Below are 22,728 nucleotides of genomic sequence, written 5' to 3' on the forward strand. Positions count from 1 at the left end.
CAACTTGGGTAGATAGAATGTAAGAGAACAGAGTCAAAAAAACCCGAATAATCAAAAATTATCTGTGATGTCACCAAATACTGCGATCGCAACCCGGTTGTTGGTAGGCGGCGGCGAAATTCCATGCAAACAACTATTGAAGGTCGATCGAGATTATTGCTTAATTTACCAGAAAGAATTGGTTTAAAGCCTCTTCCCGATCGGGAGAAATTAAAATCAGACTATTCATTACTCCAATCCTCTTGCTTCTAGGTAGAGGTCGCTCTAATCTGTCAACTGTCAACTGTCAACTGTCAACTGTCAACTGAATGAGTGCTTTCAGGGAGAGTCCCGAAATGAATCAAATTAAAACTGCTGCTTTGTTAGGCTTGTTAAGTGCGCTGTTAATTACCGTTAGCTATTGGGTAATCGGCGGTTCGGGCGGTGCAATTATCGGCATTGGTTTGGCCGCCGCCATGAACTTAGGTTCGTGGTTTTACTCGGATAAAATCGCTTTGGCAGCTTACGGGGCTGTGCCGATAACTGCCAGCCAAGCGCCGGGACTTTATACAATGGTGGAAAGGCTGGCCCAGCGCGCTAATTTACCGATGCCGGGAGTTTACCAGAAAATTGGGTCTAAAGCCCCGTCCTAAAAGGACGGATTTAATTATCTAAATTTCTTGTTCAAGATGGTATAATAGAGTAATACTACAGGTAGAATAACCGCCGATACACATGAGACACTAAGCTCAAACGACAGGTCGGGAAATAATAATGGTTAGTGGGTGGCGAACACCACGAAAAACATAGCTAGGGTAACTAACGTAACCCAGACCAGAAAACTAAAATCTTGAATATTAAACGTACCGTGGGACACACGGGAACAAGAGAGGAAACTCTCTATCGCTTGGGGAGATAAGCCCTCTGGGATTGTTCTTTCTTAGGCTCAAAACACAGGTTCTATCGAACGGGTTTTTGGTTTAAGTATTGCCTTCATGATGGACAATTTTAAGGTATGTCTGTGAACCAAGAATCCCCGCGCCCTGACTGCCGGGGAGTGTCAAATTATTCCCACTGCGTCTGCTAACGCTTTTGCTACCGGGCGCGATCCCGAACACGCGGCGGTTGCGGTGACAGAAGGGATTATGAGTATGCTTTCAGAGGACGAACTCGAAGGAGTTATTGCCCACGAACTTACTCACATTAACAACCGCGATACGCTGACGCAAGCGGTGGCGGCTACGGTGGCGGGGGCGATTTCGTGGTTGGCGCAAATGGCGAGTTACAGTATGTGGTTTGGGGGTAGGGACGATCGCAACAGCCCGAATCCTGTAGGGTTGCTGCTGACAATTATCCTCGCACCGGTGGCTGCTTCGGTGATTCAGCTAGCCATTTCGCGCACGCGGGAGTTTTCGGCGGATGCGGGGGCTGCCCGGTTAACGGGCAATCCAAGGGCTTTGGCGAGGGCTTTGCAGCGGTTGGAAAGTGGGGCGCGGCAAATGCCTTTAGATGGTAATCCAGCTTTTGCGCCGCTGTTGATTGTGAATTCGTCTGCTGGTGATTGGTTTAGAAGTTTGTTTTCGACTCATCCAACTACGGAATCGCGGATTGAAAATTTGATGAAGCTGGAACAAGAATTGACTGGTTCTTATTAATAAGTGTTAGAATGAATTGTGGCGCTACAAATCGAAAGTTTTAACAGCCAGCATGAGTTCTGGTGCTATGGTTCAACAGTTGACAGTTGACAGTTGACAGTTGACAGTTTAAAAGCGACCTCTACCTAGAAGTCCGAGGAATCGAGTAATGAATAGTCTGATTTTAATTTCTCCCTCAAAGGCTTGGGGCTTTCAACCAATTCTTTCTGGTACAAAGTCTTAAGGGCCAGAATTAATTCTGGCAGTACATAACAAAGTCTGTGTTTGCGGATTACCAAAGGAGATATCGCAATGACTGATCCAAATTTGAATGAAGTAACTGAAGTAACTGAAGTAACAATTGTAGAGGCTACTCCCGAAACGACGGCGATTGTTAAAAAAGAGATGCCGGATGCTACGCCCGAAGCGATCGCAGAAACAGCCGCTTTGTTTGAAGCAATTAAAAAACGCGCCGCCGCCGAAGTCCAAGCAGCCGGCGATCTCACCCGCGAAGCTTATTTGAAAGCCCTCCAAAAGGCTTCAGGCGCGATCGAACAAAATAAGTCGATCGCCAAAGAGAGAATGACTGAGGCTGTCAGCCTACTCAAAAAGGAATCCGAGAAAAATTGGCTGGTGGTGGATGCGATTAAAACGCGAGCTCAAGCCCAGGTGCAAGATGCCGGCGAAGTCAGTCGCGAAGCTTATTTGAAAGCGGTTCGACAAGCGCGGGAAGCGGTGGAACAAAATAAATTAGTCGAACGCGATCGCATCGATCAAGCTGTTGAGCACATTCACAAGGAAACTGAAAAGAATTGGCACGTGGTTGTGGGAGAAATTGAGTCGATTGGTGCTCGATTGAAAGAGACTGCTAAGTCTGCTTGGAACTCGCTAACGGCGTTTTTTGACAAGTCAGATCGCGGCGATTCGGAGAAGTAATCGGAATTGATATAATCAGTTCTTCATATCAAATCCGTTTGCATCGGAATGATATAAACGGAATGATATAGCGGATCTAGCGAAAGATTCGCGGACGTTGTTGGGAAGAGAGCCCTCTTGGTTTCAGTGGTTATATAACCTGTCAGTCATACCTCACCTTTTTGAGATCGCGAATTAAATAATTTACACATATTTGTGGGACGGGCGTCCCGCCCGTCCAGAAAGGACGGGCGGGACGCCCATCCCACAATAATAATTAAAATTGTAAGTTATTTAATTCTCATTCCTAAATTCGCCCAGTTAAAGAAGCCACGATCTATGCTAATTGAGCTGAATCGATCGGCTTAGCGACATGAATCTGAAAACCCGCAGCGATCGACGATCGTCATCTTTAGCATAGGCCGTGATCGCCGCAGCAGGAATTTCTCCCCCTTCCTCCACACTCAGTGTCCGAATCTGCCGCATCAGCGAATAACCGTCTTGTTCTGGCATTCCAATATCAGAAAGAAGTAGATCGTATCGATCGGGATTTGCTCTCAACATTGAGATCGCCTCAGTTGCTGATGCCGCTGCGCTAGTTTCAACTCCATACTCATCCAGCATGGTTGTGAATAACTGACGCAGATATGCTTCGTCATCCACCAGCAGCACTCGTACACCAGCCAAGGATGGAATCTGTGCCATTGCCGCTACAGGCTGACTAGCAACATCTACTGCTTCTACAACACAAAGCGCCGAACTTTTTTCCATATCTGCTAGCAGCGGCAACCTGAGGGTAAACATTGCCCCTTGTTCCTCACCGCCACTTTCTGCACGAATACTACCGCCGTGGAGTTCTACCAAATGATAGACAATCGAGAGTCCTAGGCCCAATCCAGAGTTGCTTCGAGAATAGCTACTATCCGCCTGACGGAAGCGATCGAACACATAGGGGAGAAAATTAGCGTCAATGCCTTTACCAGTATCGCGAATTTGGATTTGAGCCATGCCATCAATGTAGTCTGATGAGATGTCTATTCTGCCTCCGGCTGGGGTGAATTTAATCGCGTTTGATAGTAAATTCCACAGTACCTGTTGCAAGCGGCTTGGATCGCCCAACAGTTTTAGGGATAAAGGAGTGATCCTCGATTCAAGTTGAATATTTTTGGCTGCTGCCGCCAAACGAACCACCTCGATCGCATTTTCAATGACTGGATTTAGCTCAATTTGCTCAACCTCGATAATTTGCAAGCCTGTGCGTTGGCTCGGCAACTGCTGATTTTTTGCCTGTTGAATTGCACCCCGCAATTCGAGGCGCAATCCCGATTTTGCCATTTTCAGCAAATTAAAGCTCGCCTTACCCGGAGCCGGTTCTAAATAGCTGCTCGTCTGTCCTCGAAATTGCAAAATCTCGCTGGCGCTGTTAATTACGACGCCGACGGGGGCATACTCATTTAAAACAATTAGATCGGCTTGTTTCTCCATTTCCATTTCGTTCCAGCTTGGCGTCACCAGCAGTGGAGGGTTGATGGCTGTCAGAGGATTTTGGCTGGCAGTTAAATCAATGCTCAGCCAATGCGATAACTGTTTTTTGACATAAATTTTGTTTTTTTGGTCGCACAGCCCAAACAATTCGGCAAATTCACCGATCGTTTCCGAAGTACCTAACAGCAAAAAGCCTTCGGGGCTGAGTCCGTAGTGGAACATTGGCAGCAGTTTTTTCTGCAACAAAGATCCCAGATAAATCAGCACATTCCGACAACTAATCAAATCCATCCGCGAAAACGGCGGATCGTTAATCAAATTTTGTCTGGCAAAAACACAGAGTTCGCGCACCTGTTTGGCGATTTGATATCCGCCCTCGACTTGAACAAAGAACCGCTGCAAGCGTTCCCTCGAAACATCCGCGACTTGACTGCTAGTATAGAATCCATTTGAGATCTTTTAAATCGCCCCCATAGGGGAGGATGAAGCATTTGGACATCAAACATCGGGTTTTTAGCAGCGATTGTTCCCTCGAAGCTTCATCCCTACACCACCAAAGTTAATCTTTGTTTGATGAGGCGGATGATTAAAAGGCTTGCAGCCTCAAAGATGTCAAATGGGTTCTATAAAAGCCGCTGCGGGCGATCGCGATCGCGCTGTCGCTGATGTCTGTAGCGTAAATCTGCACCGGCAAATCGATGTCTCGCTCTGTTAAAAACTCTAGCAAGCAAATGGCGATCGAATAAGCTTCTTCGCCCGTGGAACAACCGGCAATCCAAATTCGGATCGGCGACTTCGGCGATTTATTTTTGACGATTTCGGGAAACACTTTGCTGTTTAGAGCATCAAAGCTTTCGGAATCCCGAAAAAAGCTGGTGACGTGAATTAAGACATCGCCATACAGCGCCGTGACTTCTGTCGGAGTGTTTTGGAGATATGCAGCATAATCTTCGATCCGTTCCAGCTTGTAGAGCAACATCCGCCGCTGTATCCGCCGTTTCAAGGTAGTTTGCTTGTAGTGAGTAAAGTCAACTCCTGTAGCCAATAGCAGTAAATTGTAGATCGTGGCGATCGCATCTTGGCTGACTGCTGATTCGATCGCAGCTCGATCGGCAATGTAGGGATGACAGCCGATTTCGGCGATCTTTTGGGCAATTTGTTCCGGCCTCAAGATAAAGTCTACCTGACCGGTCGCCACCGCAGTGTGTGGCATACTGGTGAATTGTGCCGATGCTTCGGATTGAGCAAAAGTAATACCGCCGGCGCCTTTAATCGCTTCTAATCCTCTGGCCCCGTCGCCGTCGCCCCCGGAGAGAACGACGGCGATGGCTTTGTTCCCCCTTTCCGCGGCGAGGGCAATCAGAAATGTATCGACGGACATAAACGCCCCGCGTCCCCTGCCGCGGGGCGTTAGCTTCAGCAGCCCGGATTCGATCGTCATGCTGGCATTCGGGGGGATGACGTATACCTGATTCGGTGCTACAGTTACCCCATCTGTCACCTCATTTACGGGCATTAAGGTCGATCGAGCTAAAATCTCGGTCAACAAACTTTCCTGAGTCGGTAACATATGCTGAATCATCACAAAAGCCATGCCTGTATCGATCGGCAAATGGCTCAGCAATTCCATAAAAGCTTCCAATCCACCCGCAGACGCTCCAATTCCCACCACTGGAAATAATTCCTGGCGATCGTCCTGTTGCTTTCCCTCGGCTGCGATATCAGCTTTAGGTTTAGGCGGAGATTTCTTGGCAGATTTTTTAGGATTCATGTTCGATCGCAGAACTTCTACTGACTGCGAATTGTGGGTCTCAACTTTATCACAATATACTACCCTAAGGTCGAGCCGCCTTCTCAAATAACTCAATAAAGTAGGGAGCAACGCTGGCTACTATGCCGACAACTCCCAAGGCTGAACCTACTGCTTAAATCGTTGCTTCTAATTCTGCATCGCGACGGGCTTCTTCGATCGCCACTACGCCCCTAATTGCTTCCATTGCTCTCCCACTCTCCCACTCTCCCACTCTCCCACTCTCCCATTCTCCCCTTTTGCCATAACAGCTTAGCGAAAGCGCGATCGCACTTGCTAGAGCTTTTTCGACTGATTTTGGGGTGTGGGACTAGGAAAAAAGTCACAAGCCCCATGTGCTTTTTGACTGGTGAGGTTAGGAGTCTTGGGTCATGCGCCGATCGATTTTAGGCTATAACTTTGATGAACAAGGTTAACTAGAGGCAGTGAATCATGAAAAGAACTACGATCGCACCAGCATTTATTCTAGCCGGTGTCATGTTGATTGGCGGTTTGTCGGCTTGTGCGCCACCCAACACTCCTGAAGCTTCTGAACCCAGCCAGACTAAGGCGAATCCCGTAAGTTCATCGGAAACCAAAGCCGATGCTGCTGCTTCCAAAGATGCTAAGCTTGACGCGACTGCTACAAATCCCGCAGGTTCATCGGAAACCAAAGCCGATGCTGCTGCTTCCAAAGATGCTAAGCCTGATGTGGTGGCTGCAAATCCGACAGATACCAAGAAACCAAAACTTTCTGATGCTGAACGGGCACAGAAGCGCAAGGAAGTTAGTGAAAAACTTGCCAAGGTACTCACGGCTGAGCAATACAAACAGTTGAGCGCTAAGCTGAAGTCTGGTGAAAAAATGCGTCAAGCTTTGACTGAAATCAATCTCACTGCTGAACAGAAGCCAAAAGTTAAGGCGATTCTTAAGGAGGCTTATCCTCGCGCCGCACAAAACATTCAAAAATCATCGGAAACTAAGCCGCAGTAATGCCGTGAAAGCACGTTTTGTGCGATCGCAATTATAAGGTTTTTGGATGTTTGTAGGGTGCGTCAGGAAGTTAATTTTTTTTGCATTGCTGGTTGTTTTGTCTGACGCACCCTGTCCTTTGTGAACAACACCGTTGACAACGCCACAGCCTCAATTCATTTGATTTGGATGCGGACTAAAGTCCTCACTACGAACCTATTTTTTTGTTCAATAATCAGCGGACGATCGCCTTTTCACCTTTCTGCCTTGATCGTCAGTATCTCGCCCTTTTTTCTGTCTGCCTTTTTTAATTTGCTGGCTCATTTCCACAAACAAATCCTTACGCAAATAAGGATAATCGCTCACCCACACATCGCGGCTGGGAATGTAAATATCCGAAACTTTGGCAATTCTGCCCAAATCTTCTTGATTCGACATGATTAACATTAAAGCAGCTTGACCGGGGACAATTCCCTGATGACTTTTCTGCAATGGAGCTCGAAGCGTAGTAGTAAATCCGGTTTTGTCGCCAACTTCTAAATTAATTCGCGGTTCTAGGTTGTCAACAATTACAAGTTGTCCTTTTTGATTGACTGTTTCTTCTTGACTTGTGACTTCATCGGTGATATAAACATCCAATATTCGCCCTTGCCAAAAGCCGCAGTATTTATATTTACGACATTCTGCATTCCGCAAACTAGCCCAGAAAATCGGCCCCCACAGCCAGTACAAACCAGCGATCAATCCGACAATTAAAACTAGAGGCCCGACATCGGAACCGGCAAAATTATAAACTACTAGCAAGAGAACTACAGCTACCGCAGAAATTAATATTCGCCTTAAAAAATCGGGCGGTTTCCCCCAAATATGTTTGTATTGTGCTCCGGTAGCCACGGGGGGAATTAGTTCTTGAAAGGTTTCGCGAGTTAAGGGAATTAGCATAATGGGGAATGGGGAATGGGGAATGGGGAATGGGGAATGGGGAATGGGGAATGGGGAATGGGGAATGGGGAATGGGGAATGGGGAGATTTTTTATTGGCGATCTATCTCAATTTTTTCATCACTTATTCGATCTTTTTTACCACCAATTGAGTTTAGATAAGCATTGAGTTTTGGTGGCAATTCATCGATTATTGGTTGAATTTTTATGACTTGTTCATCTGCTAACAACTTTCGGGCATATGCCAATCTCAACCAACTGATTGTTTCATACAAAGAGCCTCTGGCAATTTTAACAAAACGCCGATTGTCTTGATGATTGTACCTGCCGCGTCCTTCTGCGATATTAGCACAAACACTATCGGCGGCTCGTACAATTTGGTTGCCCATAGTATCTTTCGTGAAATAATCCCATTGTTTGACAATAAACCAAACCTCATTTGCTAGCTTTTCAGCCAATTTGTAAACATCCAAATCCTCAAAATCAGGTCTTGCCATATCTACACCCCTCTATTACCAATCCCCAATTCCCAATCCCCCATTCCCTATTCCCTAGAGTATTTTTTCCAATCCGTAAACGAGCGATCGCAATTCCAGCACTTTTCGCACCGATAACAAAACTCCCGGCATATAACAAGCCCGATCGCTCGTATCGTGTCGTAAAGTATAAACTTGACCTGGCCCACCAAAAATTACCTCTTGATGGGCAATTAAACCGGGCAAACGGATGCTGTGAATCCGAATCCCTTCATCGGCCACCGAACCACGAGCTCCCGCTATTTTTTCAGTTTCCTCAACTTCGGGCACATTGAAAGTTTTTCCCAATTCTGCTAGCATTTGAGCAGTTTGAATCGCCGTGCCACTGGGAGCGTCGGCTTTTTGATTGTGGTGCAGCTCGATAATTTCTACGTGTTCAAAATACTGAGATGCGGTGACGGCTGCTTGTTGTAGCAAAACCATGCCGATCGAGAAATTGGGTATAATCAAACAGCCGATGCTGGCTTTGTCAGCGAATTCACCTAACTTATCAATTTGCTTGCTGCTCAATCCTGTAGTCCCAACTACTGGCCGTATACCATAAGCTATAGCCGATCGCACATTTTCATAAACAGACGAAGGGTGCGTAAAATCTACCATCACGCCTAATTGCTTTTCCTGAGATGCTAATACCAGCATTCCTTGCAAGTCGTCTGTTACCGGAACTTCTAACGGGCCGCATCCGGCTAATTCCCCCGCATCGGCGTTGAGGCACTCAGGAGAACGGTCTACAGCCCCAAATAAAGTCATGTCATCAGCATTTGCGATCGCCTTAATTACTTCGCGGCCCATCTTGCCACCAGCACCGTTAACAATCACCGGAATCGGAAGTTGATTCGCCATAATCTCAAAAATATCCTGAAACTTCGATCGACTAAATTTTAACGCTTGTGGGAATTTAGGGAAACAGGGGAATAAAAAACAGGACTTGTCGGCAAATCTTCAACAACCCGGTTTCCCCTCCCGAAATACTTGGCAAAATCGAGTAATTAACTTAAATAAACTCGGTTTCGGCACAATTTCTGAAAAAATTACACTCAATCTCATAATAAGCTCAATTCTGTGGAACAGACTTGTGCGAAGCGAATTTGCACCCATATATTTTTTCTGTGACTCCCAAATTCTCTCGAAATCTTCGTTCTGTACTGTCTGTCGCCACTGGCCTCGATCTGAGTTCTCCAGGCCGCCGGGTCAGAATTTTGCCTGCAATGCTGGCGGGTGCTACTGTAACGCTGCTGAATCTGGGAGTTCAACGGTTGGGATGGCTGCAAAGCTGGGAATTGGGCAGTTTTGACTCGTTAGTACGCTTGCAGCCCGATGCGGGCAGGGATCCGAGGCTGCTGATAGTGGGAATTTCCGAGGCAGATATTCAAGCTTTGGGGAGATTTCCGGTTTCCGACGGTGCGATCGCCCAAACCTTGACAAAATTGCAAAAGTACCAGCCAAAAGTCATCGGTTTGGACTTGTACCGAGATTTGCCGCAACCACCGGGACACGAAGAATTGCTGGTCAAGCTGAAAGCACCGAATGTAGTGGCGATCGCCAAAATGAGCGATGCAGAAAGTCCGGGAGTCCCGGCGCCCCAAGGAATACCGCCCGATCGAATCGGTTTTAACGACTTCGTGCTCGACGCTGACGGCGTGGTGCGCCGCCATTTACTCTCAGTCTCGCAAGCAAACAAGACTACTGTTTCGTCGTTTTCTCTGCAACTGGCTTTGCTGTATCTCAAAAACAGCGTGCAGCCCACAGATAGCCCTGTCCATCCCCACCAAATCAACTGGGGCAAAGCAGAATTTGTGCCTTTAAAATCTGACAGCGGCGGCTATGCAAATCTTGATGCCAGAGGCTACCAAATTCTGCTCAAATACCGTTCTGCCAATAATGTAGCGCGACAAGTCAGTATGTCGCAGGTATTGAAGGGGGAAATTGACCCAACCTGGATAAAGGACAAAATTGTGCTGATCGGAACGACAGCACCTAGTACCAGAGACGTGTTTCTGACGCCCTACAGTCCGGTTCAAAAACAAACTCCGAAAATGCCGGGGGTGATCCTGCACGCCCAAATGCTCAGCCAAATATTGAGTGCCGTTTTGGAGGGGCGATCGCTGTTTTGGATCTGGCCGCAATGGGCGGAAATTTTGTGGAACGCTTCTTGGGCTGTGCTTGGCGGGGTTGTGGCTTGGCGGATTGTGCACCCGGCGAGGGCAGCATTGGTTGGGGGTGCGCTGTTGATGGGGCTGTTGGGAATTAGTTTTGCGATTTTTATTGAGGGTGGGTGGGTGCCGCTGGTGTCGCCGGCTTTGGGTTTGGTGGTGACTGGTGTGGGCGTCAGCGCTTACAGGAAGCTTTACGATGCTTTTCACGACTGTCTGACGGGTTTGCCGAACCGGGATTTGTTTGTGGAATGTTTGGGGCGGGCGATCGCCCACAATAAAGGCCACCACAGCTATCTGTTTGCAGTGCTGTTTATTGATTTAGACCGATTTAAGGTAATTAATGATTCTCTAGGTCATTTGGTAGGGGACGAACTGTTGATGGCCGTGGTGCGGAGGCTGAGGGCAAGTATTGCTCGCGCGGATACTGTGGCGCGGGTGGGGGGTGACGATTTTGCGATTTTGGCGAGGAATGTCGATCTGGGGAATGCGATCGATTTGACCGATCGAATTCACCAAGCTTTAATTGTGCCTTTTGACGTGAGAGGGCAGGAGGTGTTTGTCACGGCGAGTATCGGAATTGCGGTGGGGGGCGAACCAACTGCTACCACCCGGGAACAGCCGGAACACTTGCTGCGAGACGCCCACACGGCGATGTACCGGGCGAAGGCTTTGGGAACGGGAAGGTATCAGGTGTTTAATGCTTCGATGCACGATTTGGCGTTGGAGAGGTTGCGGTTGGAAACAGATTTACGGATGGCCCTGAAGCGTCGGGAGTTTTTGCTGCACTACCAGCCCTTTGTGTCTTTGGCTAGCGGGAGGATTATTGGGTTTGAGGCTTTGGTGCGCTGGCAGCACCCCCAGCGGGGCTTGATTTCGCCGGTCAAGTTTATTCCGGTGGCTGAGGAAACAGGGGCAATTGTGCAGCTTGGTGAGTGGGTGCTGGAGGAAGCTTGCCGGCAGTTGCGACTGTGGGAGGAAATGTTTGATTTCGATCGCCCTTTGATTATGAGTGTAAATTTATCTGGGAAGCAGTTTGCTCAGCCGGATTTGGTCGATCGCATTCAGGCTATTTTGGCAGAAACGGGTTTGAGTGCCGAGAGTTTGAAGTTGGAGATTACTGAGAGTGTGGTGATGGATGATGTCGAATCGGCGATCGGGGTTTTGAAGCAGATGAAAGCCTTAAATGTCAAATTGGGAATTGATGATTTTGGCACTGGTTATTCGTCGTTGAGTTATTTGAGTCGGTTTCCTACGGATACTTTGAAGGTTGATAAGTCGTTTGTCGGGCTGATGGAGTTGGGTGAGGGAGAGAATGTGGCGATCGTCCGAACAATAGTCACCCTGGCCCACGCTTTGGGAATGGATGTGATTGCTGAGGGTGTGGAGACGGCGGCGCAATTAGCTAGGTTAAGGGCGATCGGCTGCGAATACGGCCAAGGTTATTTTTTTGCTAAGCCATTACCGAGCGATGATGCGACTGCTTTAATGGCTTCTGAACCGCAGTGGTAGTTGTTAGTTATTAGTCATTAGTCAGCAGTCATTAGTCATTTAACGGGTGTATCTCAATGCAAGCGAATATATCCGTAGGGGCGAAGCATGACCGCAGTCAATATGAGATAATAACTAATAACTTATATGCGGTCATGCTTCGCCCTCTTCAAAAACCAGATGTACCCCATTTAACACTATTCGTTCGGAGGTAAGCACGATCGTGCCAGAATTATTTGATGCAGTCGAATTGTTAGTAACATTGCCTGAATCTAATTTACACCTAGGTGTTAGAGGGGCTATTGTAGATTGTTATGATGAGGGAAATTACGAAGTAGAATTTAGCGATTGCTCTGGCGAAATGATAGCTTTATGTACTCTGTCTACGGAGCAGTTTTTAGTTGTTTGGAAGTCGAAAGAAAGGCATTGGTTGTCTGTATCTGAGCTATTAGCTGCGATGGTTGGACGTTTGTCAGACGAACGTCAGATAGAAGTTTTAGAGTTTGCACGTTCTTTGTCTGGGAGATAGCGAGTTGTTGTCAGGGCGATCGCTTATATCAAAAAGGATCTCGCCCTTCGCCCGTGAAAAAGCGATCGAGGGCGATCGACCTTTCGATGAAAAAAAGGGCGATCGACCTTTCCATGAAAAAAAGAGCGATCGCCCTTCTCCCTAATTCACAAGATAATCACTCAGAGTTTTTAGTAAGCGTTGATGTCGCTCTGAGGAAATAGCTCCAATAGAACCGATAATTTGATTGCGAGGTAATACAGCAAGGAAACCTAACCGAATCAAGGATTGAGACCGTAAACCGCTGGCAGCAAAGTCTGAGTCAGAGGGGGAAATAATATCGTCAAAACCTGGAACCTGTTGATTTAGTTGGGTACTAACACCACACACTAAAAAATCTCTATAAGGTGGGAGTTCCCTCAGAAGGATGGCTGGACGATTTTTAGTTGTCCCGTCAGTTTGGGGTATTGGGGTGAGAACAACATCAGCTTCCTGCATAGTCAGGATTTAGTGTTTTAATTGCATTGCTCGGGTAATCATCGTCCTGACTGTAAGCATTGTTTAGTTGATGCCTTGACAACCACAACCAGGCTTCGCGTTCTGCTAATTGTTCCGGGAGGACTGTGACAATTAGTTTTATGTTTGGTTCAAGCTTATAGGGTTCATCTAGCTGAATAGATTGCCCATCAAAATGTGCTGACAAAGAAATAAGCTTCATGGCTTGGATATCTTGAAGGCGAGTGCTTTTACTAAGTTTATCATATTTTGACGTTCTAGGGACACAGGCTTTGACCCGTTTTTCTACGATTAATTTGCTCCATTCCTTAGAAAAATGATCGCCCCTCCTCGAACCAAAAAGCGAGATTCCTCGGTCGAGAAAAGCGATCGACCTTTCCATCCCACTCATAGCGATCGCCCCTCTCCATCCACAAGACCGCGCGTGCGGAGCTATCCCGAGCGTGAATCGCCCTTTCCATATAGCCAAAAATAGGCAAAAAGCGATCGCACGTTTTGACTTATTCCAAAAAGGCGATCGCCTTTTATTTCCGCTTCCGAAATAAAGGGCAATGGCGAGATATTCAGTTTGTATTGCACTATTGCACCAGTGTATACTAGATTAGAGGGGTGTTTTGAGCTAGTTTATGCCACAGATATCTACCATAATGTCGTTAAAGCCGCTCTCATTAAAGACGGCTGGACAATTACTCACGATCCTTTCACTATTAGATTTGAAGACTTGACTGTTTACGCGGATCTAGGAGCCGAAAAATTAATTGCCGCCGAGAGGAGTGAGCGAAAAATTGCTGTTGAGGTGAAGGTATTTATCAGTCCTTCCCCAGTGACCGATCTCGAACGAGCCGTTGGACAATACTATCTATATTCGAGTTTTATGGCACGGCTGGAGCCCGATCGTACTCTATATCTTGCCATTCCGAAACGCACGTATGAAAACTTTTTTCAGCGTCCGTCGATTCAGGAATTTGTTAAAGAACGACAATTCCCTTTGATTGTTTTCAATCCCGACTTAGAGGAGATTGTACTATGGAAAAGTTGACTCAGTATCGATCGATCGCGCGAGAAGTAATCGACGAATATGCCCGCTACAAACCTAGTTTCGGGCAGAGCGATATGTCGGCGGTTTATGATAGCGATCGCGACCATTATTTGCTGGTTAGTTTTGGATGGAATGGCGATCGGCGAGTTCACAGCACTATCGTGCATCTGCGAATTTTCGAGGGCAAACTCTGGATTGAACGAGATGAAACTGAGGAGGGGGTGACTCAGGATTTGCTGGATCGAGGGGTTTTTCAAAAAGATATTGTGCTGGCTTTTTACCATTATGAAGACCGGAAGTTGACTGATTTTGCAATTGCTTGAGGTAAAGGGCGAGATCCCTTGGTTGAGAAAAAGGGGTAAAGGGCGATCGCACGTTTTGACTTATTCCAAAAGGGCGATCGCCAATCGACTGACGGTAATAGTTGTATAATAGACAAAGTAGGCAAGCACAAAAAGTGAAAACCGATGTCACAGGCAATCCTCAACCAAATTGTCAATCAGCTTGAAATGCTGGAAATTTTAGAGTTACAGGAACTCGATCGGGCGATCGGGAAATATCTGGCCCAGAAACAGCAAGCCACTCAACCCAATCAAAAATTTGCTAAAAAAAGGCAATTATTTCGAGAGTGGGATGCCATTTCTGATGAGGAAGCTGCGGTACTAAAATCTGAGTTTGCGGCAGAAGATTTAGAGTTGGCAGAAGTTGCCTTAAGTGATTATATGCTGAGACTTCAACAACTGGATAAAATCTGATGCTAGGAGATGTTTATTTGGCAGATTTGAATCCTTCGAGAGGCTCAGAACAAGCAGGAATTAGACCAGTCATTGTTGTACAGCGAGATACATTAGACCGCTTTACTACAACAGTCATCGTAGTTCCCGTAACAAGTAATCTGCGGCGTGCTAAAATACCAGGGACAATTATTTTGCCGACTGGTGAAGGTGGTTTACCACAAGATTCAGTCGTGCTTTGCTATCAAATAGTAGCGATAGATCGAGAGCGATTAATCAAAAAAATGGGCACTCTTTCAGCAGATTATGTATCAAGATTACAGGTGGCATTGCAGTATACATTGCAAATGGATGAATTTGAAAATGTAGAAGAATAGAATGAGTTGAAGTAAGCGCGTGCGAAGCTATCCCGTAGGGAATCGCACTTTTTGACTTATTCCAAAAGGGCGATCGCTTATCTGCGCTTACAAGCAAGGCGATCCTGCTATAATTGGCTAAAGTTGCTGATGTTGAGCCAGAGGAGGCAGAGGAATCTGCGCGATGAGCTGCTAATCTCAAGGATGCTATAATAGATAGGAGTTACGCATGACCTCAATTAGTATATTTTTCTAGGTAAATGAGATGAACGCTAAAGAATTACTCCTTAAGGAAGTAGAGAATATTCCAGAATTTATATTAGAAGAAGTTTGGAATTTCCTGCAATTCCTCAAATTAAAATACAATAAAGATAAGTTAGAAGCAAGCCTGCTCAGTGAATCTTCTTTGGAAAAAGACTGGTTAAAGTTAGAAGAGGATGAAGCATGGCAGAATTTGTAAAAGGTGATGTAGTAGTTGTTCCATTCCCATTTTCAGATTTAACACAAGCCAAGCGCCGACCGGCTCTAGTAATCGCAACTTTGGCAGGAGACGATATAATTCTTTGTCAGATTACTAGCCAAAAGATCGCCGATCGCTATGCTATCACTCTTGAAAGTAGTGATTTTAGCGAGGGCGGACTTAACCAAATTAGCAACATTAGACCTAATCGCTTGTTTACCGCAGATCGAGGAATTATACTTTATAAAGCCGGTCAGCTTAAAACTGAAAAGTTAAACGAGGCGATCGCTAAGATTGTTGAAATTATTCAGCAGTAATTCTCTATTGTCAAGCGTTCCCTCTGCTTAAAATACTGTTTGACTATGTTGTGTTGTGCGATCGCCATTTTGGGCTGGAAAGAGCGATCGCACGTTTTGACTCCTTCCAAAAGGGCGATCGCTGGTTTGGCATCTGCTATAGATGAAGGGCGATCGCGCCATCTTCCTGTAGACAAAAATGTTAAATAACAAAATTGGATAATTTTTGTTATTATGGGGAGAGTAGTTGACTCAAATAGGTGACTCAACATCATGAATATATCCTTAACTCCTGAACTAGAGCAGTTTGTTCAATCAACAGTCAAAAACGGTAGGTACTCATCTGCTTCTGAAGTAATTCTGGCTGGATTACGATTGCTAAAAGAACGGGAAATTTTAGTTGTTTTGAATCCGGTTTCGTCAGAAGGCAAGCATAAAGCCTGCTATGATTTTTCGGATTTGGTAGGGCGATTAACTTGGCGGGGAGATGCAGTAACAATGCAGAGGAATCTACGCGATGAGTGGTAATCGCTATGTGTTGGATACGAATGCGATCGTTGCTTTGCTTCAAGGGAATATTCAACTGGTTGAATTACTGAAAGATGCTGATTGGCTTGGAGTTTCAGTTATTAGCCAAATTGAGTTTCTGGTATTTCCTGGGCTAACTCAAGACGATCGTCAGATTTTTGAGCAGTTTCTGCAACGAGTGGAGGTTCTTGGTTTAGTGGCGATGGATGCTATTTTGATTGAGAAAATCATTGAAATTCGCCAGCAACATCGCTTGAAACTGCCGGATGCGGTTATTGCAGCAATGGCAATCCAAAATTCAGCAACTTTGGTGACAGCCGATCGAGAGTTTGCAAAGGTAACAAGTTTAACTGTAATTAATTGGTAGAGATTGCCAACGATCGCCCTCTCCATCCCAAACAAGCGATCGCACGTTTTGACTTATTCCAAAAGGGCGATCGCACGTTTGGCATCTGGTATAGATGAAGGGCGATCGCTCTTCCCTGCAAAAATATTCGTAACCAAAAGGGCGATCGGGCCGACGTTGAGTTGAGGAGATAGATCGCCCTTTTTTGAGAAAGAGAAGGAAAGGACGATCGGTCATCTGCAATCGCAAGCATCGCACTTTTTGACTTATTCCAAAGGGACGAGTGCACTTTTCAGGCGGGGGAGAAAGTGCGCTCGCCCTTTTAGTCCATAAACACCAAACAGCAATCGGATCTCAATCTAAGGAAAATTAATCAACCGTGTTCTGCGGCAAAATTGATTCCTTTATAGTTAGCAACCATGTCATCATCACTCCAACCTTCAGGATCTTGACCAAACCATGATTCAACCAGATCGTTAAACTCTTTAGCACGAGTTATGATAGCTGCTGCTGGATGACCTTTTGTGTAGCGGTGATAAGCACTGTGAGCAAAGTGTCTGACTTTATCCCAACCATTTTTCTTGTCTGTGCCAACAAGCTTGGTGTAGTGATTTTGAAAGTCCCATCCAAACTTTCCATCGGAGATATCTCTCAAATCTTCAAAAGCTTTTAACTTATTGCCACCATTTTTATTTAATGCAAGTTGGAACAGATAACGGCAGATTTGGTCATAGTAGTCCACGGGAAAGTTAGCTCCATACCTTTTTTTATCCTCATACAAGCGTTTGACCCCAGCCAGAATTAGATGATGGTCAGATTTAACACGAATGCTTCCTAGAGGAACTGGGCCAACAAAACTTTCTGGGTAAACATAGACTTCTGAATTTGCTATCGGCGTAGAGGATGGTTTTGGAGTAACGGAAACACCAGGCCCAGGTTGATAACTCACAGGCAAATAAATCGACTGACCTGGTTTGATCGATTGTGCTTCCGCTGCGGTAAATGTACTACCATCAGCTTTCTTAATTTCCGTCCAACGGTTAGCATTCCCCAGTTCTCGCTGAGCGATCGCCGATAACGTATCACCACTACGCACAACATACTGCCGCTGCTGTCCAGGCTTTGCCGGAGGTGCATTATAGGAATTAGTCTGAGCATTTTCTAGTCGGACAAACGACACTCCAGCATATTGAGCCGGCGTCAGAATTCGTTCCTTAATTCCACTACCTGTCGGCCAATTTGCCTCAGTAATCCGAACCCGTCCATCGGGATAAACCTCTTCCAAAAAGGCAACGTGACCCACACTTCCAGCCCCTTTAGTATTAGGCGGCCAAACCACTAAACCCCGCGCCCCAGCAGTTGGTGTAGAAGTAACAGGCAAACCTACCTTCAAAGCATCGTTCTTCCACAGCCCAGCATTACCCAGGAACAAAGCATTTTTCTTGACATCTGGGGGTAACAATCCTGTTTCCAGCATCCGTCCATAGGCATACCAAGTGCATTGCCCCTGCCAGCGGTAGGCAAAAGGATTAACCGCCCCATTCCGATAGTTAGCTGAATTAGAGTTAATCGGAACTTGCGGGATAGGTTTGGGAACCGGTGCTGGTGTAGGAGTTGGTGTTGGTTTGGGAGCTGGTGCTGGTGTGGGAGTTGGTGTAGGCTTGGGAGCTGGTGTCGGAGTTGGCGTAGGCTTGGGAGCCGGTGCAGGTGTCGGAGCTGGTGTTGGTTTGGGAGCCGGTGCTGGTGTCGGAGTTGGCGTAGGCTTGGGAGCTGGTGTCGGAGTTGGTGCTGGTATTGAGCCAACATTCTGAATGTACAAAGCCGACATATACCCGCTACCATTAGCCAGACGATACCAAGTGTTACTGCTACCAAGTCCGCTTGTATCCGTAACCATTCCACCTTGAACGGGCCCATCTAAGAATTCTAGTTGAGTACCAGGAGTTATTTTGGCAACTTCCGCCGAGCTAGTATTAGGCTGAGAACGTATTCTCAACCACCCAGTCACCTTGACATCACCAACATTATTGATTCTTCCGTTGAAATTAACTGCCCTTTCACTAGGCGTTACCTTTCCTTCACCACTCCAAGTATCAGGAACGACTGTTGCCGGAATTTCGTACACTTCCGGCTGCGTTTTCTTCGCCAAATCCACCGCCGCCAACGTATTCAAAAATCCAAAACCCGTCTCATCATCCCATCCAACCGGCCCCAAATCCCTCGCCGTAGACTTCAAAATCTCCATCACTTGGCGATAGTTCAAAGCAGGATTTGCCGCCCAAACCAAAGAAGCCGCCCCCGCAACTTTAGCAGTCGCCACCGAAGTCCCCGCCATCGTCCCCAAATCATTTCCGACAGTCGATAAACCGGGGTGTTCAGTCGTGCCACCATCCGCCACAATATCCAAACCGCGGCCATAACTAGAATAGATCGATCGCCCGTTAATATCCCCAGCCCCAACCGTAAAAATATTGTCAAACTCCTGAGAAGCTTGACCCAAAACCGACATCACACCGCCGTCGTTACCCGCCGCCACTACCAGCATTACGCCATTTTGCCGCGCATATTCGATCGCACTTCTTTCTGCGGTCGTCAACTCATAGCGCGTTGTCACACTTCCGTCAGCATTCTTCTGAGTCAAATCCAAACTGAGATTGGCGATCGCATTTTTCTGTCCCGAAGCCTTCGCAGCATCCACAAACTCTACCAAAGAATCCGCCCATCTCCCAGAATCGATCGCCCTTCCCACCCACTTCGGCGCTGTCTTATTAATTGCATCAATAATCCCCAACATAAAAGTACCGTGCTCGCTACCTTCCCCAGGCTTCAGCAACGGATTATCATCCCCGCCCACATAATCGCGGCCCTTCTTAATATTCGCGTAATTCAAATAAGGACTATCCGCACTCACACCCGTATCAATACTTCCCAGCAACGGCTGATTAGCCAAGGGAAAATTTAGCAATTGACGAATTGCATTCGGATTGTTAGGATTCGGCGAATGGGGATCGACGGGAATTATACCAATTGGCAAAGTCTCAAACGCACCGCCCGGATTGTAAGGAGTTTGAGTGGCAATCCCATCATGGTACAATCCCAGCGGATCGAAATCAATCAGCGGTGGTAAATTGTTGGTTGGCGTAGAAGGGTCGATCGGGCAAACACCGCTATCAGCCAAGAAATTCGGTAAATCTAAATCAGGTAGCGACAAAGAACCGAATAACTGATGCAGCGGATTCAAATCATCCAGCCATCCCCCAACACCCGCACTCGGAGTTACAATTCTTTCCAACACATGACTGCGGGATTTTTTGCGGCCTTTGCGTTTCGGTGAATTCCCAAAACCTTGAGCCTCTTTGCGTTTTTTGCCACCCAAATTTAGCCAACCCATAATCTTTCCACCTTGATTAATATGAATTTCGATCGCACGAACTCGATCGAATGCCTCCCGCATTCAACCAAAATCGTTACTTGACAAAAATCTGTAAGTAATAATCTGAAAATTTCTGTTTGTTTGAAAAACTACGCAAAGTTAACAAATTTTACGTATTGGCGATCGCTTCACATCTGCCGCGCTTTGCTAACGGTCTCGTTGGCGATTGAGCTCATACTTTGTCAATGCTTAATTTTTCGGTTTTTCTTGCTTCTTCACGGTTATCCTACACCAAAAACCCTCTTTCGATTGTAAAGTTTGTGTAAAGTTTTTTTGCCAACTTAAATTAGGACTGACTCCGAAACCTGGTTTTTACGAAAATATGGAATCGCAGCCTTTAAAATCGATAAAAAACCCGGTTTCCGGCCGCCAGCGCTACATTCCAAAAATAGTTAGAATTTGCCCTTGCTTTTTTTATGATTTCTGATAATATGAACCGAGAGGTGAAATTTGGAATGAGGTCTGAAGCCCTAGCAAATATCACCAAAGCTTCTTCAAAAACTACTCTCCCGTTTCCCTGCTTCTTTGAAACAGGGCACATATTGCTTGGAAAATTTATGTTTTCAGCAAGATTTAGGGCGATCGCACTTTTGCTCTCTAAAAAAAGAGGGACAACAAAAGCCGTCCTCCTCAAAGTCCCCCTTTTTAAGGGGGATTTAGGGGGATCTGAATTTAACGGGGAAAGGGGAAATTTGAAAACAGGCGCTAGGGGCGATCGATCTTTTAGCCTACCAAGGCATAATTCTTATTTAGTCGATCGCACTTTGTCAGCCAAAGTAACAATATGCTATGGAACTCAAATCAGCGGTGCAGTGGATAGCTCATCCAGACGGTCATTGGATACTTCGCAATCCCGAAGACATGACTTTCATGGAAGTTGACGACTTTGACAAACAGGTAATCTTGCAACTAAGCAAACAACCCGTAACTAACACTCTCGCTGAATACAACATCGATTTAGAAGATGTGCAAAATCTGTTGAGAAGCTTAGCACAAACGGGAATGCTAGAAGGCACAAAAGCCCCGAAAGCCAAATTCAATCTTCTATCTTTCACAATTCCCCTAGTCAATCCCGATGTCTGGCTGTCGCAGCATATCGACAAATTGCGCTGGATTTGGACGTGGGAGTTTGGATTTTTCCTGTGCGCTTTCATCGCATCTTCCGCAGCAGCCTGGTTTGGTTCCTCGGCGGAAGTTGTTGTCTCGCACCAGCAGTTGTGGACAGCCGGAAAAATTGAGACTATTATCACATTTGTGTTGCTGACAATCCTGGTAATATCTTTGCACGAACTCGGTCATGCTTTCACGCTCAAACATTACGGCGGTATTGTTAAAGAAATTGGATTGTTATTTATGTGTTTCATTCCTGGATGTTATACAGATACTAGCGACCAATACAGTTTAGTCAAGCGAAAACAGCGGGTTTTAGTCGTGGCTGCGGGAGTTTTGATTCAAGTAACAATTTGGGCGTTTGCTGTTTGGGTTTGGCTGTTTTCGCAGTCGAATCCTGTCTGTCATCAAATTAGTTATTTATTGATGGTGGCGGCTTTGCTGACTGTAGCAATTAATTTGAATCCCCTCAACCGATTTGATGGTTATTATTTGTTAGTGGCAGGAACTGGCATTAACAATCTGCGTCAAAAGTCGTTTGATTTTTATATGGATTTATTGCGGAGGGAGGAGATTGAGGCAGAATCAAGTGATAGATTGGTTTTGGCAGCTTATGCGCCTTTGAGTATCATTTATACTGTTTTTGCTTTGAGTTATTTAATCTCCTTGCTGGGAAACTGGGTTTTGCGGGTTTGGAGTTTTTAACCGCAGATTAATCACGGGCGAGACGCCCGTACCACAAAATGTTGTTGATTTTTTTAGTTAGGGGTTTACTGATATGAATGTTTGTCAAAGGTTGGGAATTGTTGGCGGAAGTTTGAGTTTTGCGGTTGTTAGTCAATGTTTTTCCGTAGAAGCTGCTACTCTGAGTCAAACTTATACTGTGAATCTGGATTCGCAGCCGTTAAATAGCAGTACGAATGTGGTTTTGCCGAAGTTTAATTCGCTGTTGGGTACTCTGTTGAAGGCTTATGTTACGGTTAAGTCTACTGTTAATAATAGTGTCAGCATTACTCCTTTGACTGGAGATTTTACGGGAACGGCAGCAACTAATGCTAATATTGCTGTGAATATTCGGCTGTTGAAAACTGACCCGAATTTGACTTTGAGTGTTTTGGCTAGTCCGCCGGAAACGAAGATTGCTAGCGGTGGTACGGGAAGTGTTAGCGGTTTTGGTTCTGGTAGCGTGTCGAAAAGTTATGATTTGCCGCAGTTTTTGAGTGCTTTAACTGGCTGCGATGGTGATACTTTTACTGCTGGTGTGGCGACAACTGGTTTAACTCAAATTCTGGGGAGTCCTGCTAGAGGTAGTTTTGGCGGTAAGGTGTCGGCGGATATTGCTGCTAGTGTAACTTATGAGTATGAACCTGTGCCGGAACCGATGACGGTGGCTGGTACGTTTGTGGCGGCGGGAATGGGTTTATTGTGGAAGAAAAGACGAACAAAAAGATAAGAAGACCTAGCGGTTAAAATTACGTTATTTTCTTCAGTCTGCGGAGGCAGACTT

At 46.1% G+C, this 22,728-nt stretch carries 27 protein-coding genes; 18 read left to right on the plus strand and 9 right to left on the minus strand.

Annotated elements, in window-relative coordinates; all coding sequences use genetic code 11:
- Positions 1-335: 335 nt before the first annotated feature.
- From JGK16_RS07065 to JGK16_RS07075, 3 genes are all read left to right on the plus strand, one after another.
- The gene (locus JGK16_RS07065) at positions 336-632 is read left to right on the plus strand and encodes a hypothetical protein (protein WP_293177485.1); all 297 of its coding nucleotides are present in this window, start codon (positions 336-338) and stop codon (positions 630-632) included.
- A gap of 414 nt (positions 633-1,046) precedes the next feature.
- Positions 1,047-1,634, plus strand: a complete 588-nt coding sequence (locus JGK16_RS07070) for a M48 family metalloprotease (RefSeq protein WP_366035300.1) — start codon at positions 1,047-1,049, stop codon at positions 1,632-1,634.
- A 291-nt stretch (positions 1,635-1,925) separates the two neighbouring features.
- Entirely contained in the window at positions 1,926-2,549 is a 624-nt protein-coding gene (locus JGK16_RS07075; protein WP_293191845.1) for a hypothetical protein, read from the plus strand.
- Positions 2,550-2,870: 321 nt separating this feature from the next.
- Here JGK16_RS07075 and JGK16_RS07080 read toward each other — a convergent pair whose 3' ends face one another.
- Both JGK16_RS07080 and JGK16_RS07085 read right to left on the minus strand, forming a co-directional pair.
- Positions 2,871-4,469 carry an ATP-binding protein gene (locus JGK16_RS07080; protein ID WP_293191880.1) on the minus strand — a complete coding sequence of 533 codons (1,599 nt, stop codon included), beginning with the start codon at positions 4,467-4,469 and terminating at the stop codon, positions 2,871-2,873.
- A gap of 130 nt (positions 4,470-4,599) precedes the next feature.
- Positions 4,600-5,784: a chemotaxis protein CheB gene (locus JGK16_RS07085; protein ID WP_293191848.1), complete on the minus strand. Its 1,185-nt coding sequence runs from the start codon at positions 5,782-5,784 to the stop codon at positions 4,600-4,602.
- A gap of 471 nt (positions 5,785-6,255) precedes the next feature.
- On the opposite strand from JGK16_RS07085, the gene JGK16_RS07090 reads away from it, so the two are divergent.
- Complete coding sequence (locus JGK16_RS07090; protein ID WP_293191850.1) at positions 6,256-6,795, plus strand: hypothetical protein; 540 nt, start codon at positions 6,256-6,258, stop codon at positions 6,793-6,795.
- Between the two features lie 207 nt (positions 6,796-7,002).
- On the opposite strand, the gene JGK16_RS07095 is transcribed toward JGK16_RS07090, so the two are convergent.
- The 3 genes from JGK16_RS07095 to dapB all read right to left on the minus strand — a co-directional run bounded on the left by JGK16_RS07095 (position 7,003) and on the right by dapB (position 9,094).
- The gene (locus JGK16_RS07095) at positions 7,003-7,716 is read right to left on the minus strand and encodes a phosphate ABC transporter permease (protein ID WP_293191852.1); all 714 of its coding nucleotides are present in this window, start codon (positions 7,714-7,716) and stop codon (positions 7,003-7,005) included.
- Between the two features lie 91 nt (positions 7,717-7,807).
- Positions 7,808-8,212 carry a four helix bundle protein gene (locus JGK16_RS07100; RefSeq protein ID WP_293177471.1) on the minus strand — a complete coding sequence of 135 codons (405 nt, stop codon included), beginning with the start codon at positions 8,210-8,212 and terminating at the stop codon, positions 7,808-7,810.
- 54 nt (positions 8,213-8,266) lie between these two features.
- A complete protein-coding gene (dapB, locus tag JGK16_RS07105) occupies positions 8,267-9,094 on the minus strand; it encodes a 4-hydroxy-tetrahydrodipicolinate reductase (RefSeq protein ID WP_293191854.1) in 828 nt (275 codons plus the stop codon).
- Positions 9,095-9,360: 266 nt separating this feature from the next.
- Here dapB and JGK16_RS07110 point away from each other — a divergent pair, with 266 nt between their 5' ends.
- The 3 genes from JGK16_RS07110 (at position 9,361) to JGK16_RS07120 (ending at position 12,569) form a co-directional block, all read left to right on the plus strand.
- Entirely contained in the window at positions 9,361-11,916 is a 2,556-nt protein-coding gene (locus JGK16_RS07110) for an EAL domain-containing protein (RefSeq protein ID WP_293191856.1), read from the plus strand.
- A 202-nt stretch (positions 11,917-12,118) separates the two neighbouring features.
- On the plus strand, positions 12,119-12,424 hold the full coding sequence (locus JGK16_RS07115; RefSeq protein ID WP_293191859.1) for a DUF4926 domain-containing protein: 306 nt from the start codon (positions 12,119-12,121) through the stop codon (positions 12,422-12,424).
- On the plus strand, positions 12,399-12,569 hold the full coding sequence (locus JGK16_RS07120; RefSeq protein ID WP_293191862.1) for a hypothetical protein: 171 nt from the start codon (positions 12,399-12,401) through the stop codon (positions 12,567-12,569). Before JGK16_RS07115 ends, JGK16_RS07120 begins: the two co-directional genes overlap by 26 nt.
- On the opposite strand, the gene JGK16_RS07125 is transcribed toward JGK16_RS07120, so the two are convergent.
- Positions 12,566-12,901, minus strand: a complete 336-nt coding sequence (locus JGK16_RS07125; protein WP_293177455.1) for a type II toxin-antitoxin system PemK/MazF family toxin — start codon at positions 12,899-12,901, stop codon at positions 12,566-12,568. The two genes, JGK16_RS07120 and JGK16_RS07125, sit on opposite strands and share 4 nt — an antisense overlap.
- A complete protein-coding gene (locus JGK16_RS07130; protein WP_293202906.1) occupies positions 12,888-13,121 on the minus strand; it encodes a hypothetical protein in 234 nt (77 codons plus the stop codon). The genes JGK16_RS07125 and JGK16_RS07130 overlap by 14 nt, the downstream gene beginning before the upstream one ends.
- A gap of 387 nt (positions 13,122-13,508) precedes the next feature.
- On the opposite strand from JGK16_RS07130, the gene JGK16_RS07135 reads away from it, so the two are divergent.
- The 9 genes from JGK16_RS07135 to JGK16_RS07175 all read left to right on the plus strand — a co-directional run bounded on the left by JGK16_RS07135 (position 13,509) and on the right by JGK16_RS07175 (position 16,699).
- Complete coding sequence (locus JGK16_RS07135; RefSeq protein ID WP_293177449.1) at positions 13,509-13,958, plus strand: element excision factor XisH family protein; 450 nt, start codon at positions 13,509-13,511, stop codon at positions 13,956-13,958.
- On the plus strand, positions 13,946-14,281 hold the full coding sequence (locus tag JGK16_RS07140) for a XisI protein (protein WP_293191866.1): 336 nt from the start codon (positions 13,946-13,948) through the stop codon (positions 14,279-14,281). The genes JGK16_RS07135 and JGK16_RS07140 overlap by 13 nt, the downstream gene beginning before the upstream one ends.
- Before the next feature lie 144 nt (positions 14,282-14,425).
- Positions 14,426-14,713, plus strand: coding sequence for a hypothetical protein (locus JGK16_RS07145; RefSeq protein WP_293191870.1), 288 nt, complete (start codon positions 14,426-14,428; stop codon positions 14,711-14,713).
- A complete protein-coding gene (locus JGK16_RS07150) occupies positions 14,713-15,069 on the plus strand; it encodes a type II toxin-antitoxin system PemK/MazF family toxin (RefSeq protein ID WP_293191872.1) in 357 nt (118 codons plus the stop codon). The genes JGK16_RS07145 and JGK16_RS07150 overlap by 1 nt, the downstream gene beginning before the upstream one ends.
- Before the next feature lie 244 nt (positions 15,070-15,313).
- Positions 15,314-15,508 carry a DUF2281 domain-containing protein gene (locus tag JGK16_RS07155; protein WP_194012388.1) on the plus strand — a complete coding sequence of 65 codons (195 nt, stop codon included), beginning with the start codon at positions 15,314-15,316 and terminating at the stop codon, positions 15,506-15,508.
- Positions 15,493-15,825, plus strand: a complete 333-nt coding sequence (locus JGK16_RS07160) for a type II toxin-antitoxin system PemK/MazF family toxin (protein WP_293177389.1) — start codon at positions 15,493-15,495, stop codon at positions 15,823-15,825. Before JGK16_RS07155 ends, JGK16_RS07160 begins: the two co-directional genes overlap by 16 nt.
- A 39-nt stretch (positions 15,826-15,864) precedes the next feature.
- On the plus strand, positions 15,865-16,014 hold the full coding sequence (locus tag JGK16_RS07165) for a hypothetical protein (protein WP_293177386.1): 150 nt from the start codon (positions 15,865-15,867) through the stop codon (positions 16,012-16,014).
- Positions 16,015-16,077: 63 nt separating this feature from the next.
- A complete protein-coding gene (locus tag JGK16_RS07170) occupies positions 16,078-16,332 on the plus strand; it encodes a type II toxin-antitoxin system ParD family antitoxin (protein ID WP_293177383.1) in 255 nt (84 codons plus the stop codon).
- A complete protein-coding gene (locus tag JGK16_RS07175) occupies positions 16,322-16,699 on the plus strand; it encodes a type II toxin-antitoxin system VapC family toxin (protein ID WP_293177380.1) in 378 nt (125 codons plus the stop codon). The genes JGK16_RS07170 and JGK16_RS07175 overlap by 11 nt, the downstream gene beginning before the upstream one ends.
- Here JGK16_RS07175 and JGK16_RS07180 read toward each other — a convergent pair.
- Both JGK16_RS07180 and JGK16_RS07185 read right to left on the minus strand, forming a co-directional pair.
- Positions 16,689-16,931 carry a hypothetical protein gene (locus JGK16_RS07180; protein ID WP_293177377.1) on the minus strand — a complete coding sequence of 81 codons (243 nt, stop codon included), beginning with the start codon at positions 16,929-16,931 and terminating at the stop codon, positions 16,689-16,691. The genes JGK16_RS07175 and JGK16_RS07180 overlap by 11 nt on opposite strands.
- A gap of 120 nt (positions 16,932-17,051) precedes the next feature.
- Positions 17,052-20,132, minus strand: a complete 3,081-nt coding sequence (locus JGK16_RS07185) for a S8 family serine peptidase (RefSeq protein WP_293177374.1) — start codon at positions 20,130-20,132, stop codon at positions 17,052-17,054.
- A 768-nt stretch (positions 20,133-20,900) separates the two neighbouring features.
- Between JGK16_RS07185 and JGK16_RS07190 the strand changes: the two genes are divergently transcribed.
- Positions 20,901-21,926: a site-2 protease family protein gene (locus tag JGK16_RS07190; protein ID WP_293177371.1), complete on the plus strand. Its 1,026-nt coding sequence runs from the start codon at positions 20,901-20,903 to the stop codon at positions 21,924-21,926.
- 73 nt (positions 21,927-21,999) lie between these two features.
- Positions 22,000-22,674 (plus strand): PEP-CTERM sorting domain-containing protein, encoded by a 675-nt coding sequence (locus JGK16_RS07195; RefSeq protein WP_293177368.1) that lies wholly within the window; start codon positions 22,000-22,002, stop codon positions 22,672-22,674.
- Positions 22,675-22,728: the final 54 nt, after the last annotated feature.

Origin of the sequence: Microcoleus sp. PH2017_09_SFU_O_A, assembly GCF_020738625.1 — a bacterium.
GTDB lineage: Bacteria > Cyanobacteriota > Cyanobacteriia > Cyanobacteriales > Microcoleaceae > Microcoleus.

Bases quoted from the DNA above. Each gene is read 5' to 3' on its own strand.
- JGK16_RS07065 (WP_293177485.1), top strand. From the start codon at position 336: ATGAATCAAATTAAAACTGCTGCTTTGTTAGGCTTGTTAAGTGCGCTG.
- JGK16_RS07075 (WP_293191845.1), top strand. From the start codon at position 1,926: ATGACTGATCCAAATTTGAATGAAGTAACTGAAGTAACTGAAGTAACA.
- JGK16_RS07085 (WP_293191848.1), bottom strand. From the start codon at position 5,784: ATGAATCCTAAAAAATCTGCCAAGAAATCTCCGCCTAAACCTAAAGCT.
- JGK16_RS07090 (WP_293191850.1), top strand. From the start codon at position 6,256: ATGAAAAGAACTACGATCGCACCAGCATTTATTCTAGCCGGTGTCATG.
- JGK16_RS07095 (WP_293191852.1), bottom strand. From the start codon at position 7,716: ATGCTAATTCCCTTAACTCGCGAAACCTTTCAAGAACTAATTCCCCCC.
- JGK16_RS07100 (WP_293177471.1), bottom strand. From the start codon at position 8,212: ATGGCAAGACCTGATTTTGAGGATTTGGATGTTTACAAATTGGCTGAA.
- dapB (WP_293191854.1), bottom strand. From the start codon at position 9,094: ATGGCGAATCAACTTCCGATTCCGGTGATTGTTAACGGTGCTGGTGGC.
- JGK16_RS07125 (WP_293177455.1), bottom strand. From the start codon at position 12,901: ATGCAGGAAGCTGATGTTGTTCTCACCCCAATACCCCAAACTGACGGG.
- JGK16_RS07130 (WP_293202906.1), bottom strand. From the start codon at position 13,121: ATGAAGCTTATTTCTTTGTCAGCACATTTTGATGGGCAATCTATTCAG.
- JGK16_RS07140 (WP_293191866.1), top strand. From the start codon at position 13,946: ATGGAAAAGTTGACTCAGTATCGATCGATCGCGCGAGAAGTAATCGAC.
- JGK16_RS07145 (WP_293191870.1), top strand. From the start codon at position 14,426: ATGTCACAGGCAATCCTCAACCAAATTGTCAATCAGCTTGAAATGCTG.
- JGK16_RS07150 (WP_293191872.1), top strand. From the start codon at position 14,713: ATGCTAGGAGATGTTTATTTGGCAGATTTGAATCCTTCGAGAGGCTCA.
- JGK16_RS07155 (WP_194012388.1), top strand. From the start codon at position 15,314: ATGAACGCTAAAGAATTACTCCTTAAGGAAGTAGAGAATATTCCAGAA.
- JGK16_RS07160 (WP_293177389.1), top strand. From the start codon at position 15,493: ATGGCAGAATTTGTAAAAGGTGATGTAGTAGTTGTTCCATTCCCATTT.
- JGK16_RS07170 (WP_293177383.1), top strand. From the start codon at position 16,078: ATGAATATATCCTTAACTCCTGAACTAGAGCAGTTTGTTCAATCAACA.
- JGK16_RS07175 (WP_293177380.1), top strand. From the start codon at position 16,322: ATGAGTGGTAATCGCTATGTGTTGGATACGAATGCGATCGTTGCTTTG.
- JGK16_RS07180 (WP_293177377.1), bottom strand. From the start codon at position 16,931: ATGCTTGCGATTGCAGATGACCGATCGTCCTTTCCTTCTCTTTCTCAA.
- JGK16_RS07185 (WP_293177374.1), bottom strand. From the start codon at position 20,132: ATGCGGGAGGCATTCGATCGAGTTCGTGCGATCGAAATTCATATTAAT.
- JGK16_RS07190 (WP_293177371.1), top strand. From the start codon at position 20,901: ATGGAACTCAAATCAGCGGTGCAGTGGATAGCTCATCCAGACGGTCAT.
- JGK16_RS07195 (WP_293177368.1), top strand. From the start codon at position 22,000: ATGAATGTTTGTCAAAGGTTGGGAATTGTTGGCGGAAGTTTGAGTTTT.